Source organism: Variovorax sp. YR750, from assembly GCF_900109805.1.
Lineage (GTDB): Bacteria > Pseudomonadota > Gammaproteobacteria > Burkholderiales > Burkholderiaceae_C > Variovorax > Variovorax gossypii.
Genome location: NZ_FOBJ01000003.1, coordinates 15,178 through 28,882, shown reverse-complemented (window position 1 = coordinate 28,882; position 13,705 = coordinate 15,178). Strand labels below are relative to the sequence as shown.

The following is a 13,705-nucleotide window of genomic DNA, read 5'->3' as shown; positions in this document are numbered from 1 at the left end:
GCAACGGGCGCAGCAATGGAAACCGGACATGTCGGACCTTTCGACAGGGAAGAGAAAGCCCGCTGCGTGACGCAGCAGACCGCCCGACGCGCGAGGCGTCGTGTCTCAGCTGGCGGAAGGCGGGGCGACGGTCGGCGGCAGGCGCCGCCAGGGTTGCGCCGGAGGCGGTGCACCGCCATGCGGCGGCACGTGTTCGGGCGCTTCGCGCACGATGGGAACGGCGAGCCGTGAGACAGCCACCGCCAGCGGCAGCAGTGCAAGCACCATTGCCATCAACGCGCTCAGCGCAAGGTCGAATGCATCGGGGTGATCGATGCTTGCAGGTGCCTGCGCGAACACGGTGGTCTCGCGGTCCGTCGGATGGTCCGCGCGATCGTCGGCTTCGAACTGCGTGGTATCGCTCGCGCTGCGCACCCGCAGCATCGGCTCGTCTTCCAGCCCGTCGCAGCGGAAATGCACTGCGATGAAGGGCTGCAGAAAAATCAGCAGGATGCCCGCGACGCACCACGCCTTGTGGTGTGCCTCGACAAAACGGCGAACGCGCGCGAGCAGCAACAGCATGAGGGAATGCTAGGAGGCTCGTGTGAACGGAACCTGATCGTGCGGGTCAGCATCCCGCAAGGTTGAAGATGACGCGCGTATGAAAGGGTCTTCGAGGGCGCTCGTCGGTTGCCTGTCCGGAGGCTGACCGTGCCTCGGCTATTCTTCGCCCCCGCGTGCCCGTGGCCTTCAGTGAGCCGGCGCGCCGTTCATCGATGAACGACAGTCAACCCTGTCCTTTGCCAGAGAGAAAGAACCCGCTCCATGTTCCGTACCCTGCTCAAGTCCAAGATCCATCGCGTCGCAGTGACCGACTGCGAACTGCACTACGAAGGCTCTTGCGCCATCGATGAAGACCTGCTCGATGCCGCCAACATGGCCGAGAACGAGCAGGTCCACATCTGGAACATCAACAACGGCGAGCGCTTCGTGACCTACGCGATTCGCGGCGAGCGCGGCAGCGGCATCATCTCGGTGAACGGATCGGCTGCGCGCCGCGCATCGGTGGGCGACCTGATCATCATCGCCGCGTTCGGACTGGTGCCGGAGGACCAGGTGGCGAACCACGAGCCCAGGCTGGTGTTCGTCGACGATGCCAATCGCATCAAGGAAGAGCGCTCGCATGTTCCGGTGCAGGCGGCTTCCGGCGAGGCCGTCGTCGCCTGACGGGACCGCACCGGCCGGCAACGGCCCGGTGCGCGCCGCGTTTGGCCTTCGCTTACTGCGAGACCGGCTTCAGGTAGATCTCGACGCGGCGGTTCTGCGTGCGCCCGTCTTCGGTGGCGTTGCTCGCTACTGGCTGGGTCTGGCCTCGTCCCTCGGTCGAGAGGCGCGCGCTCTTCACGCCATGGTCGACCAGGTAGGCGCCCACGCTTTGCGCGCGACGCTGCGACAGCGCCATGTTGTGCTCGGCATTTCCGGTGCTGTCGGTGTGGCCGACCACGCGCGCATTGATGTTGGGCTCCTGCGCGATCGTCTGGGCCACGCCGTCGAGGACGTTGCGGAACGATGGCTTGATGGTGGCGCTGTCGGTGTCGAAGGTCACCTGGCTGGGAATGTTGAGCTTCAGCGAGCCGTCCGGCTGATCGATGATCTGCGTGCCGGTGTCCGCGGTCTGGTTGCTGAGCTTGTTGCGGATGTTGGTCCAGTTGTAGCCGACGCCCGCGCCGACGGCAGCACCGACTGCCGCTCCGATGGCCGTGCTCTTCTTGTCACGGCCGATGAGGTTGCCCACACCCGCGCCGACTGCCGCGCCGGCACCGGTGCCTACGGCCGTATGGGTTGCTTGCTCGGATGCGCAGCCTGCGAGGAGCGCGGCGGCGATGGCGAGAGAGGTCAGCGTGATCTTCATGTTCTTCCCTTTTCGATGGTTCGGATCCGGATCGGCAGCGCCTGCGATCTCCCGCACTGGCGCTCGATCCGAAGGGAACAACTCGTGCGCACACGCTTGCGCCGACAGCGAAGGCCTCGCAGAAGCCGCGAAGCCTCATCTCTTCCTTGCATACGTGAAATAGGTCTCGCGCCGTACGGCTCGTCACATATCGGGAGAGACATTCGTCAACTGCGTTGCCGCGGAGGCGTTGGTCGCAACATGCACGTGCTTTCGTGCGATTCACAAGGAGCGATCTTGAAGAAGACCCTTTTCCTGCTGGCGGCCAGTTCCGTCTTTGCCGTCTCTGCTTTTGCACAGCAGCCATCCGCTCCCGCGACGACCAGCCCCGCGGCACCGGCTGCTACAGCACCTGCCGCCGCTGCGCCTGCTCCGGCAGCGACAAAGCCCGCTGCTGCGCCTGCTGCCGCTGCACCCGCGCCGGCAGCGACCAAGCCAGCCGCCGCGCCTGCTGCCGCCGCTCCCGCAGCGGTGCCCACCGCCGGCCAGGTGTGGGTCAACGGCAAGGTCTATCACTGCGCCAACGACAAGTATTTCGGCAAGACCAAGCGCGGCTCGTACATGTCCGAAGCCGATGCGAAGGCCAAGGGCGCGCACGTCGCCCACGGCAAGGCGTGCTGAGCATCGAGGCAACGTGAAAAGCGCCCCTCGCGGGGCGCTGTCTCTCTGGCGCGGCGGAAGGCCTGGCGCCCCCTTGAATGGGGCGAACAGGCCCTAGAACACGAACGGAATGAAGCGCCGCGTGCCGCGCATGTACGCGCGGTAGTCGTCGCCGAAATGCGCGATGCATTCCTGCTCGTCGCGCAGCGCCGTCATGATCAGCAGCACCGTGGCCGCGAGCACCAGCGCCAGCGTGAGCCAGGTGAACTGCTTGAGAAAGGCGCCCCAGGCCAGCAGCAGCAGAGCCGTGTACATGGGGTGGCGGATGTAGCGGAAGGCGCCGCTGCTGACGATGGCCGAGGTCTTCTCGAAGCCGTAGAGCGCCGGGTCGTCGCTGCGTGCATCGCTCGGCTTGCCCTGTGCCTTGAGCAGCCGCACCGCGTGTATGGGCAGCCAGATCGACAGTACGAAGAAGAGCGAGGAAATGATCTGCTTCGGCGAGAACGGGTCGTCATGCCACACGGGCAGGTTGACCACGATCAGCACCAGCATGCATTCCCATGCGAAGAAGCGGTAGAAGCCGTGCGAGCCCGGCTGGCTCAGGGGGCCGCGCGACACGTACACCAGCGCGGCCGAGCCGGCGACGAGAAGAAAGAGCTGGATCCAGAAGAGCATGGCGGGCGAATTTACACGGCCCGCGGGCTTCAGCCCGAAATAGAGAAGCCGCCGTCTACGGGAATTGCCGTGCCCGTCACGTAGTCGGAGGCGGCGCTGGCGAGGAACACGGCGGTGCCGGCGATGTCGGCCGGCTGACCCCAGCGGCCGGCCGCGGCGCGGGCCGTGACGCGCTCGTAAAGGCCCGGAACCTGGCTGCGGGCGCCGTCGGTCAGCTCGGTCTCGAACCAGCCCGGCAGGATCGCGTTGACCTGGATGTTGTCGGGCGCCCACGAGAGCGCCGTCGACTTGGTGAGCTGCACGATGCCAGCCTTGCTCGCCGCATAGGCCGGTGCGTAGGCCGCGCCGAAGATCGACATCATCGAGCCGATGTTGATGATCTTGCCGCCGCCAGCGGCCTTCAGGTGCGGGTGCGCGGCGCGGCTGCACAGGAAGGCGCTGGTGAGGTTGGTGTCCATCACCTTGTGCCACTCGTCCAGCGCGAGCTGGTCGACCGGCTTGCGCACCGTGGTGCCGGCGTTGTTGACGAGGATGTCGAGCCGGCCGCAGCGCGCGGCGGCATCGTCGAAGAGCTTCTTCACCGAGGCCTCGTCGCTTACGTCGGCCTCGAGCGCGAAGCTGTCGCTGCCCAGTGCCTTCAATGCCTCGACCGCGGCAGCCGACTTCTGTGCGTTGCGCGCGGCCACGATGACGCGCGCGCCGGCCTTTGCAAGCCCTTGGGCCATGCCGAGGCCGATGCCTCCGTTGCCGCCCGTGACGAGCGCGACTTTGCCGGTGAGGTCGAAGAGGGTGAACATCAGGTGGAGAGCGGTTCGGGCTTCTTGGAAACGAGGGTCAGGATATCGTAGCTGGCGACCAGTTCACCGTCCTGGTTCGTCACTTCCACGTCCCATGCCACCACGCCCTGGCCCTGGCCGCTCGCGTCCTTCTTGTTGCGGTCGATCTTGCGCTTGCAGGTCAGGCGTGCCTGGATGGTGTCGCCGATGCCCACGGGCTTGGTGAAGCGCAGCGTGTCGAGGCCGTAGTTGGCCAGCACCGGGCCCGGCGAGGGCGACACGAACAGGCCCGCCGCCGCCGACAGCACGAAGTAGCCGTGCGCGATGCGCTTGCCGAAGGGCGACTCCTTGGCCGCGACTTCGTCGAAGTGCATGTAGAAATAGTCGCCCGAGATGCCGCCGAAGGCCACGATGTCGGCCTCGCCCACCGTGCGGCGGTGCGTAAGCAGCGAGTCGCCGATGCGCAGGTCCTCGAAGTAGCGGCGGAAGGGGTGCACCTCGCTCTCGCGCACGGCCGCGCCGCGCACGTGTTCGCCGGTGATGGCAGCCAGCATGGTGGGCGAGCCCTGTACGGCGGTGCGCTGCAGGTAGTGCTTCACCGCGCGCAGGCCGCCGAGTTCCTCGCCCCCGCCCGCGCGGCCGGGGCCGCCGTGCTTGAGCTGTGGCAGCGGCGAGCCGTGGCCGGTCGATTCGGCGGCGGCCTCGCGGTCGAGCACCAGCAGGCGGCCGTGCCATGCGGCGGCCACGGGAATGGCCTTGGCCGCGGTGGCCGGGTCGCGCGTGACCAGCGTGCCGACCAGGCTGCCCCGGCCGCGTGCGGCCAGTGCCAGCGCCTCGTCGATGCCGTCGTAGGGCATCAGCGTGCTGACGGGGCCGAAGGCCTCCACGTCGTGCGCGGCGTCGTGTTCCAGCGGCTTGCGGCTCAGCAGCAGCGTGGGCGCGAAGAAGGCGCCTTCGCCCACGCCGTCGCCCACCGGCGAGAAGCCGTCGCGCTCGCCGTACACCAGCTCCGCGCCCTTGAGCAGCGTGGCGACGCGCTCGGCCACGTCGGCCTGCTGGTCGCGCGAGGCCAGCGCTCCCATTCGCACTTCCTCGCGCGAAGGGTCGCCCACCACGGTCTTGGCCAGCCGCGCGCGCAGCCGCTCGGCCACTGCGTCCAGGTGTTGGCGCGGCACGATCGCGCGGCGGATGGCCGTGCATTTCTGGCCGGCCTTGATGGTCATCTCGCGCGCCACTTCCTTCACGAAGAGATCGAACTCCTCGTCGTCGGGCGTCACATCGGGCGCGAGGATCGCGCAGTTGAGCGAATCGGCCTCGGCGTTGAACGGGATCGACTGGCGCACGATGTTCGGATGCACGCGCAGCTTCGCGGCGGTGTCGGCCGAGCCGGTGAAGGTGACCACGTCGGGGCCTTCGAGCCGGTCGAGCAGGTCGCCCGTGCTGCCGATGACCAGCTGCAGCGAGCCCTCGGGCAGGATGCCCGACTGCACGATGAGCCGCACCAGCGCCTCGGTGAGGTAGCTGGTGGCCGTGGCCGGCTTGCCGATGCAGGGCATGCCCGCGAGGAAGCTCGGCGCGAACTTCTCGAGCAGGCCCCACACCGGGAAGTTGAAGGCGTCGATGTGCACCGCCACGCCGCCGCGCGGCACCAGGATGTGCGTGCCCGCGAAGCCGCCCTTCTTGCCGAGCGGGAAGGCCGGGCCTTCATGCACCAGGTTGCCCGAGGGCAGCTCGTTGGTGCCGATGCCGGCGTACGCGCTCAGCGTGCCCGCGCCGCCTTCGATGTCGATCCAGCTGTCGGCGCGAGTCGCGCCCGTGTGGGCCGAGATGGCGTAGAGCGTTTCCTTGTTCGCGGCCAGGTACTTGGCCAGCGCCTTCAGGCGTTCGGCGCGCTGCTGGAAGTCGAGCTTCATGAGCGCCGGGATGCCGGTGCGGCGCGCGTAGGCCAGCGCCTCGGCGAAGTCGATGGCCTCGGCGTGCGTCGCGGCCACGGGCTTGCCGTTGACGGCGCTGCGCAGCTGCTGCGCGGCCTGCTGGCCGATCCAGCGGCCGGCGATGTAGCTTTGGAGAGTGGTGGTCATGGTGCGAGTCCTTTGCGTGTTGCTCCTTCCCCCGCTGGGGGGAAGGCTGGGATGGGGGCAGCCCCGTCCTCGAAGGCTGCGCGGCGGTGGAGGCCGCTGTGCCCCCACCCCTACCCTCCCCCAGCGGGGGAGGGTGAAGTCAAGTCACTCCTTCTTGCCGATGCCGAGATAGGTGTCGATGATTCGTTGGTCGTGCAGCAGGTCGCGCGCCTTGCCTTCGAGCGCCACGGCGCCCATTTCCAGCACATAGGCACGGTCGGCCACCTGCAGCGCGGCGCGGGCGTTCTGCTCCACCAGCAGCACCGAGACGCCGTGGCTGCGCAGCTGCGACACCACGCGCAGCACCTCGCGCACCACCAGCGGGGCGAGGCCTAGCGAGGGTTCGTCGAGCATCAGCAGGCGCGGGCGTGCCATGAGTGCGCGGCCGATGGCCAGCATCTGACGCTCGCCGCCGGAGAGCGTGGAGGCCATCTGCGCGCGGCGCTCCTGCAGGCGCGGGAAGATGGCGAAGATCTCGTCCATGCGCGCGCGCTGGTCGCGCTTGCCCTTGCGCCACTGGTAGAAGCCGCCGAGCAGAAGGTTGTCCTCCACCGACATCTCGCCGAACAGCTCGCGCCGTTCGGGCACCAGCGCGACGCCGCGCGCCACCATGGTCTCGACGCTGGGACGCGCGACGCGCTCGCCGTCCAGCAGCAGCTGGCCGGTGGAAGGCAGCAGGCCCATGGCCGCGCACAGCAGCGTGGTCTTGCCGGCGCCGTTGGGGCCGATCACGGTGACGATCTCGCCTTCGTTCACCTGCAGGCGCACGCTGTGCACCGCTTCCACGGTGCGGTAGGCGACGCAGAAGCCGTCGAGTTGAAGCAAAGGGTGGCTCATCGTGCGTCTTCCAGCAGTTCGTCGTCGGCGCCGCCCAGGTAGGCCTCGAGCACGCGCGGGTTGGCCTGCACTTCGGCGGGCGTGCCGGTGGCGATGACGGTGCCGAACTCGAGCACCGTGATGCGGTCGGCGAGGTTCATCACGAACTCCATGTCGTGCTCCACCACCAGGATGCCGAGGCCTTCGGCGCGCAGCTGTGCGAGCAGCTCGGACAGCGCACGCTTCTCGAGATGGCGCAGGCCGGCGGCGGGCTCGTCGAGCAGCAGCACCGACGGTTGCCCGGCGAGCGCGCGGGCGATTTCCACCACGCGCTGCTGGCCGAGCGAGAGCGACGCGGCGGGCGTGTCGGCATGCGCGCCGAGGCCGCAGCGTTCGATCTGGCGACGGGCTTCGGCCATGAGCGCGGCTTCCTCGGCGCGATCCAGACGCAGCATGGCTGCCAGCCAGCCGCGCTTTGCGCGCAGGTGGGCGCCGAGCGCGACGTTCTCCACCACGCTGCGCTGCCCCAGCAGGCGCACGTGCTGGAAGGTGCGGCCCAGGCCCAGCGACGCGAAGGCGCGCGAAGGCTTGCCCGACATCGGTTGGCCCACCAGACGCACTTCGCCCGTGGTCGGGTCGTCCACGCCCGAGATCATGTTGAAGAAGGTGCTCTTGCCGGCGCCGTTGGGGCCGATCAGCGCATGCACCTCGCCGGCCTTCAGCGTCATCGAGATGTCGTTGTTGGCCACCAGGCCGCCGAAGCGCTTGCTCACGCCGTCGGCCTGCAGCAGCAGGGTGCCGGCTGCTGGCACCGCGCGCTGCGCGAGCTGGGCCGTGGTCGATGCGGCGGGGCCGGCACCGGCGGCGCGGGGCACTTCGCGCACCCAGCGGCGAGCGAGCCGCGCGATCGTGGGCCACAGGCCGTCGGCAAAACGCTGCAGCACGAACAACATGAGCAGGCCGAACACCACCACCTCGAAGTTGCCGCTGGTGCCCAGCAGCGCGGGCAGCACGTCCTGCAGCTTCTCCTTGAGCAGGGTGATCAGCGTGGCGCCGAGCACAGCGCCCCAGAGATGGCCTGCGCCGCCGACCACCGCCATGAACAGCATCTCGATGCCGATGTTCAGGTTGAAGGGCGTAGGGTTCACGAAGCGCTGCATGTGCGCATAGAGCCAGCCCGAGATGGCCGCGAGCAGGGCTGCCAGCACGAAGAGCTTGATGCGGTGGCGCGCGGTGTCCACGCCCATCGATTCGGCCATCAGTCGGCCGCCCTTGAGCGCGCGGATGGCGCGGCCTTCGCGCGAGTCGAGCAGGTTGTGCATGGCCCACAGCGCGAGCAGCAGCACGGCCCAGATCACAACGCCCAGCATGCGCGGCGTGGCGAAGGAGACGCCCGCCACCACCAGCGGCGGAATGCCGGTGATGCCGGTCTGGCCGCCGAGGAACTCCATGTTGCCGAGCAGGAAGTACAGGCTCAGGCCCCAGGCGATGGTGCACAGAGGCAGGTAGTGGCCCGAGAGCTTGAGCGTGACCGCGCCGAGCGCCCAGGCCAGCGCGAAGGTCAGCACCAACCCCAGCAGCAGGCCGAGCCAGGGCACCAGTGCCGAGCCGGCGATGCCGCCGAGCCAGCCGGCGGCCGTGGGCGAGGTGCAGATCCATGCGGTGGCGTAGGCGCCCATGCCGACGAAGGCGGCCTGGCCGAAGGAGGTCATGCCGCCCACGCCGGTCAGCAGCACCAGGCCCACCGCCACCAGGGCGTACAGGCCGATGTTGCTGAGCACGGAAACGGTGAACTCGGGCAGCCAGCCCCAGGCCAGCGCGAGTGCGACGATGAAGACGAGCGTGAGCACGCGCGGCGTCACGAGCGGACGGCCCTCGGGCGCCGCGTTCGCGGCGGTGGATGCGGTTGCGGGTGAAGACGACGGGTTCATTCCTCGTCCTCCACGTGATGGCTGTTCAGCGAGCGCCACAGCAGCACAGGAATGATCAGGGTGAAGACCAGCACTTCCTTGTACGCGCTGGCCCAGAAGGAGGAGAAGGCCTCGAGCAGGCCGACCAGCAGCGCGCCGGCGAGCGCCAGCGGATAGCTCGCGAGCCCGCCGACGATGGCGGCCACGAAGCCCTTCAGGCCGATCAGGAAGCCGGTGTCGTAGTAGACCGTGGTGATGGGAGCGATCAGCAGGCCCGAGATGGCGCCGATCACGGCGGCCAGCGCGAAGCTCAGGTCGCCCGAGAGTTCGGTGGGAATGCCCGACAGACGTGCGCCGACGCGGTTGATGGCGGTGGCGCGCAACGCCTTGCCGATCATCGAGCGGCCGAAGAACCAGAACATCGCGATCACCAGCACCAGCGTGACGCCGACCACCACCAGCGACTGGCCGCTGACCGGGATGCCACCGAGGTCGAGGCGCAGCTCGGAGAACGCGCTGGTGCGCGAGCCCTCGGCACCGAAGAAGAAGAGGCCCAGGCCGACCAGCACGCCGTGCAGCGCCACGGAGACGATCAGCAGCATCAGCACGCTGGCATCGGCCAGCGGACGGTAGGCGATGCGATAGAGCAGCGGGCCCAGCGGCGCGATCAGCACCAGCGTGGTGAGCGACTGCATCGCGAGCGAGGTGGGCTTGAAGCCGAGCACCAGCACGGCGGCGATGGCCGGGAAGGCCACGCACCAGGTCAGCGCCGAGCGCCAGTCGACCATGGCGCCGCGCTTCCAGCGCCAGGCCTCAACCACCAGCACGATCACAGCCAGCGCCAGCAGCAGCCACAACGTCGAGGGCGCGCGACCGCCCTGCAGCGCGGCCATCGACAGCGCGCCGAAGGCGACGAACTCGCCCTGCGGGATGAAGATCACGCGAGTGACCGAAAACACCAGCACCAGCGCGAGCGCCATCAGTCCGTAGACCGCGCCGTTCACGATGCCGTCCTGCCCGAGGAGCAGGGCGATCTGCAAATCCATACGACCAACTTTCCTTCAGAAAACCCGGGGCGCGAAAAAGCCATGCCCCTTTTGCAGGAACACCGCGGAGCCGGTCGCACCAGCCCGCGGTGTCCGTCGTTCAAGCCCGTTCGATCAGGGCTGGTATTTCCAGGTGCCGTTTTCGATCTTGACCATGACGCGGGCGCGCTGGTCGAGGCCCAGGTGGTCGGCAGCGGTCATGTTGAACACGCCGTGCGCGCCCGACACGTCCTTGGTCTGCTCCAGGGCGTCGCGCAGCGCGGCACGGAACTCGGGCGTGCCCGGCTGGGCCTTCTTCAGGGCGGCCGGCACGGCCGAGCTCATCAGCAGGCCGGCGTCCCAGGCGTGGGCGCCGAAGGTCGAGACCGAGCCCTTGCCGTAGGCGGCTTCGTATGCGGCCACGTAGGCGAGGGCGGACTTCTTCACCGGGTTGCTGGCGGGCAGCTGGTCGGCCACGAGCACCGGGCCGGCGGGCAGGAAGGTGCCTTCCACGTCCTTGCCGCCCACGCGCAGGAAGTCGGCGTTAGCCACGCCGTGGGTCTGGTACATCTTGCCGGTGTAGCCGCGTTCCTTCAGCGTCTTCTGCGGCAGCGCGGCCGGCGTGCCGGAGCCGGCGACCAGCACCGCGTCGGGCTTGGCGGCCATGATCTTCAGGGCCTGGCCGGTCACCGAGGTGTCGGTGCGGGCATAGCGCTCGTTGGCCACGACCTTGATCTTCTTCAGGTCGGCGGCCTTGGCGAACTCCTGCGACCAGCCTTCGCCATAAGCGTCGGAGAAGCCGATGAAGGCGACGGTCTTCACGCCGTTGGCGGCCATGTGCTCGGCGATCGCCAGCGACATCATGATGTCGTTCTGCGGCGTCTTGAACACCCACTTCTTCTTGGCGTCCATCGGCTCGATGATGCGGGCCGAGGCGGCCACCGAGATCATCGGCGTCTGCGCTTCGCTGGCCACGTCGATCATGGCGAGCGATGCCGGCGTGGTGGTCGAGCCCAGGATCACGTCGACCTTGTTCTCGGCGATGAGCTTGCGCGTGTTGTTGACGGCCGCGGTGGTGTCGGAGGCGTCGTCCAGCACGATGTAGTTTATCTTCTGCCCGCCGATCGTCTTGGGCATCAGCGAGATGGTGTTCTTCTCGGGGATGCCCAGCGAGGCTGCCGGGCCCGTGGCCGAGATGGTCACGCCGACGTTGACGTCGGCCCAGGCCGCGAGGGCCGAGGCGCAAAGGGCGGCGGTCAGCAGGGGCTTGAAGAATTTCATGGTTGGCTTGTCTCCGGTTGAAATGAAAAGTTGAGGCCTGAAGTATCTCAGCGCTCGTCGAACGACAGCGTGACGCGTTCGGTCAGGGGGTGCGCCTGGCAGGTCAATACGAAACCCGCGGCCACTTCATTCTTGTCGAGCGCGAAGTTTCTTTCCATGCGGACTTCCCCGTCCACGCACTTCGCGCGGCAGGTTCCGCACACGCCCGAGGTGCACGAGAACGGCACCTCGAGACCGGCGGCCGATGCCGCGTCGAGGATGCTCGGCTGCCCTTCGGTGAAGGTGATCTCGCGCTGCAGGCCGTCGCGCACGATGGTGATGCGCGACTGCTTGGCGTCGCCGGGCTGGGCCTCGTGCACCACCGCGCCCACCTGCGTGGCCGAGGGCAGCGCGACGCCGAAGCGCTCGATGTGGATGCGGTCTTCCGGCACGCCCGCCGCCAGCAGCGCGGCCTCGGCCTCGTCGTTCATCTGGAAGGGGCCGCACACATACACGTGGTCGATGTCCGCCGCGGGCACCACGCTCGCGAGGAACTCGCCGATCTTCTCGCGGTTCATCACGCCGAAGCCCAGCGGCGAATCGGTGTGCTCGTCGGAGAACACGTGCTGCAGCACGAGGCGCGTCATGTAGCGGTTCTTCAGGTCCTCGATCTCTTCCTTGAACATCGTGGACTGCAGCTGGCGGTTGCCGTAGATCAGCGTGAAGCGGCTTTGCGGCTCGCGCGCCAGCACCGTCTTCATGATCGACAGGATGGGCGTGATGCCGCTGCCGCCCGCGATGCCGACGTGGTGGCGCGCCGATGCCGGCTCGATGGGCACGAAGAAGCGGCCCTGCGGCGCCATCACCTGCAGGGTGTCGCCGGGCTTGAGGCTCGCGTTGATCCAGTTGGAGAACACGCCGCCGCGCACCTTGCGCACGCCGACGCGCAGCTCGCCGTCGTCGAGGCCGGCGCAGATCGAATAGGAGCGGCGCAGGTCCTGGCCGTCGATGTCGTGGCGCAGCGTGAGGTACTGGCCCTGCGTGAAGCCGAAGACCTGCTGCAGGTCGGCCGGCACCTCGAAGGAGACGATGACGGCCTCGTGCGTGTCGGGCTCGATGGCCTTCACGCGCAAGGGGTGGAAGAGGGTGCTCATGCCAGGTGCTCCGGATTACCAAGCGTTTTTCCAGGGTTGCCGTGGAGCCGGCTTTGCCGGGCCACTGGCAACGCCCCCTTGAGGGGGGAGGAGAAGCGACACGAAGTGCGCGAAGCCTGGGGGTGTTTCTTCATATGGGCTTGAAATGTTCGAAGGGCTCGCGGCAGGCCATGCAGCGGTACAGGGCCTTGCAGGCGGTGGAGCCGAATGCGGAGAGGCGCTCGGTGCGTTCGCTCGCGCAGCGCGGGCAGGCGATGCGCTCGCCGGCGATGCGGCCGAAGAGCTTGATCGGCATCGGTGTGTTGGCCGCGACTTCCGGCGTGAGGTGCGCGGGCGGCGCGATGCCGTAGGCCTTGAGCTTGGCTCTGCCTTCGTCGCTGATCCAGTCGCTGGTCCACGCGGGCGCGCGGCGCAGCGTGGCGCGTGCGCGGCCCAGGCCGGCCTGCTCGACGGCGGCCAGCACGTCGTGTTCGATGGCCTCGGTGGCGGGGCAGCCGGAGTAGGTCGGTGTGAGCACGATCTCCAGTCCGTCGTCATGCTCGATCACGTCGCGCACGATGCCGAGGTCGCAGACCGACACGGCCGGCACCTCGGGGTCGGGCACCGTGTTCAGCACGGCCCATGCCGCATCGACGCGCGAGGCCAGTGCGTTCATCACCACACGCCTCCGGGGTAGGAGCGCTGAAGGTGCTGCATCTCGGCCAGGATGTAGCCCATGTGCTCGCTGTGCACGCCGTGCTTGCCGGTGCTGCGGAAGGCGGCCTCCTTCGGCATGGCGAGGCCGGCCGCGTCCAGCACCTGCTGCATCTCGGCGAGCCAGGGTTCGCGCAGTTCGCTCCATGCGGGGCCGAGGCCGCTGGCGCTGGCCGCGGCATCCACCTCATCGCTGAAGAAGAGTTCGGGCATGTAGAGCCACAGCTGCTTCAGCGCCTTCTCGGTGCGGCGGCGCGATTCGTCGGTGCCGTCGCCAAGCCGCACCACCCAGTCGCCCGAGTGCTGCTGGTGGTAGCGCGCTTCCTTCAGCGCCTTGCCGGCGATGGCCGCCACTTCGCTGTCGTTGGACGCCGCGAGGCGCTGCCACAGCAGCTTCAGCAGCGTCGACACCATCGTGTTGCGCACGACGGCGAAGGCAAAGTCGCCGCGCGGCAGTTCTGCGATGGTGAGGTTGAAGTAGTCGCGCTCGTCGCGCAGGTAGGCGAGCTGGTCCTCGTCGTGCTCGCGGCCTTCGCCTTCGAGCTTGCCCGCGTGAGTGAGCAGCGCGCGGGCCTGGCCGACGAGGTCGAGCGCGATGTTGGCCATCGCGATGTCTTCCTCCAGCACGGGCGCGTGGCCGCACCATTCGCCCAGGCGCTGCGCGAGCACCAGGCAGGTATCGCCGATGCGCAGCAGGTATTGCACGGCGGGCGTGCGGTTCAGTTCGATCGATGCTTGCATGACGT

Annotated in this window: 14 protein-coding genes; 2 read left to right on the top strand and 12 right to left on the bottom strand. The window is 68.3% G+C overall.

What is annotated here, in order from left to right; translation table 11 throughout:
* Positions 1 to 105: 105 nt before the first annotated feature.
* Positions 106 to 561, bottom strand: coding sequence for a hypothetical protein (locus BMY35_RS06625; protein ID WP_256228254.1), 456 nt, complete (start codon positions 559 to 561; stop codon positions 106 to 108).
* Between the two features lie 243 nt (positions 562 to 804).
* On the opposite strand from BMY35_RS06625, the gene panD reads away from it, so the two are divergent.
* Positions 805 to 1,206 carry an aspartate 1-decarboxylase gene (panD, locus tag BMY35_RS06620; protein ID WP_093196227.1) on the top strand — a complete coding sequence of 134 codons (402 nt, stop codon included), beginning with the start codon at positions 805 to 807 and terminating at the stop codon, positions 1,204 to 1,206.
* Between the two features lie 52 nt (positions 1,207 to 1,258).
* Here panD and BMY35_RS06615 read toward each other — a convergent pair whose 3' ends face one another.
* Complete coding sequence (locus BMY35_RS06615) at positions 1,259 to 1,891, bottom strand: YiaD family glycine zipper/OmpA-like lipoprotein (protein ID WP_093196226.1); 633 nt, start codon at positions 1,889 to 1,891, stop codon at positions 1,259 to 1,261.
* A 276-nt stretch (positions 1,892 to 2,167) separates the two neighbouring features.
* Between BMY35_RS06615 and BMY35_RS06610 the strand changes: the two genes are divergently transcribed.
* Complete coding sequence (locus tag BMY35_RS06610) at positions 2,168 to 2,551, top strand: hypothetical protein (RefSeq protein WP_093196225.1); 384 nt, start codon at positions 2,168 to 2,170, stop codon at positions 2,549 to 2,551.
* 93 nt (positions 2,552 to 2,644) lie between these two features.
* Here the strand turns inward: BMY35_RS06610 and BMY35_RS06605 are convergent, their stop codons facing one another.
* The 10 genes from BMY35_RS06605 to paaC all read right to left on the bottom strand — a co-directional run bounded on the left by BMY35_RS06605 (position 2,645) and on the right by paaC (position 13,700).
* The gene (locus tag BMY35_RS06605) at positions 2,645 to 3,205 is read right to left on the bottom strand and encodes a methyltransferase family protein (protein ID WP_093196224.1); all 561 of its coding nucleotides are present in this window, start codon (positions 3,203 to 3,205) and stop codon (positions 2,645 to 2,647) included.
* A 29-nt stretch (positions 3,206 to 3,234) separates the two neighbouring features.
* On the bottom strand, positions 3,235 to 4,002 hold the full coding sequence (locus BMY35_RS06600) for an SDR family NAD(P)-dependent oxidoreductase (RefSeq protein ID WP_093196223.1): 768 nt from the start codon (positions 4,000 to 4,002) through the stop codon (positions 3,235 to 3,237).
* Positions 4,002 to 6,062 (bottom strand): phenylacetic acid degradation bifunctional protein PaaZ, encoded by a 2,061-nt coding sequence (gene paaZ, locus BMY35_RS06595; RefSeq protein WP_093196222.1) that lies wholly within the window; start codon positions 6,060 to 6,062, stop codon positions 4,002 to 4,004. The genes BMY35_RS06600 and paaZ overlap by 1 nt, the downstream gene beginning before the upstream one ends.
* Before the next feature lie 144 nt (positions 6,063 to 6,206).
* A complete protein-coding gene (locus BMY35_RS06590) occupies positions 6,207 to 6,938 on the bottom strand; it encodes an ABC transporter ATP-binding protein (protein WP_093196221.1) in 732 nt (243 codons plus the stop codon).
* Entirely contained in the window at positions 6,935 to 8,848 is a 1,914-nt protein-coding gene (locus tag BMY35_RS06585; protein WP_093196220.1) for a branched-chain amino acid ABC transporter ATP-binding protein/permease, read from the bottom strand. The genes BMY35_RS06590 and BMY35_RS06585 overlap by 4 nt, the downstream gene beginning before the upstream one ends.
* Entirely contained in the window at positions 8,845 to 9,873 is a 1,029-nt protein-coding gene (locus BMY35_RS06580; RefSeq protein ID WP_093196219.1) for a branched-chain amino acid ABC transporter permease, read from the bottom strand. Before BMY35_RS06580 ends, BMY35_RS06585 begins: the two co-directional genes overlap by 4 nt.
* Before the next feature lie 114 nt (positions 9,874 to 9,987).
* A complete protein-coding gene (locus BMY35_RS06575; RefSeq protein ID WP_093196218.1) occupies positions 9,988 to 11,133 on the bottom strand; it encodes an ABC transporter substrate-binding protein in 1,146 nt (381 codons plus the stop codon).
* Between the two features lie 47 nt (positions 11,134 to 11,180).
* Entirely contained in the window at positions 11,181 to 12,266 is a 1,086-nt protein-coding gene (paaE, locus tag BMY35_RS06570) for a 1,2-phenylacetyl-CoA epoxidase subunit PaaE (RefSeq protein WP_093196217.1), read from the bottom strand.
* Between the two features lie 130 nt (positions 12,267 to 12,396).
* Positions 12,397 to 12,921, bottom strand: a complete 525-nt coding sequence (gene paaD / locus BMY35_RS06565) for a 1,2-phenylacetyl-CoA epoxidase subunit PaaD (RefSeq protein ID WP_093196216.1) — start codon at positions 12,919 to 12,921, stop codon at positions 12,397 to 12,399.
* Positions 12,921 to 13,700, bottom strand: coding sequence for a 1,2-phenylacetyl-CoA epoxidase subunit PaaC (gene paaC, locus BMY35_RS06560; protein WP_093196215.1), 780 nt, complete (start codon positions 13,698 to 13,700; stop codon positions 12,921 to 12,923). The genes paaD and paaC overlap by 1 nt, the downstream gene beginning before the upstream one ends.
* Between the last annotated feature and the right edge of the window lie 5 nt (positions 13,701 to 13,705).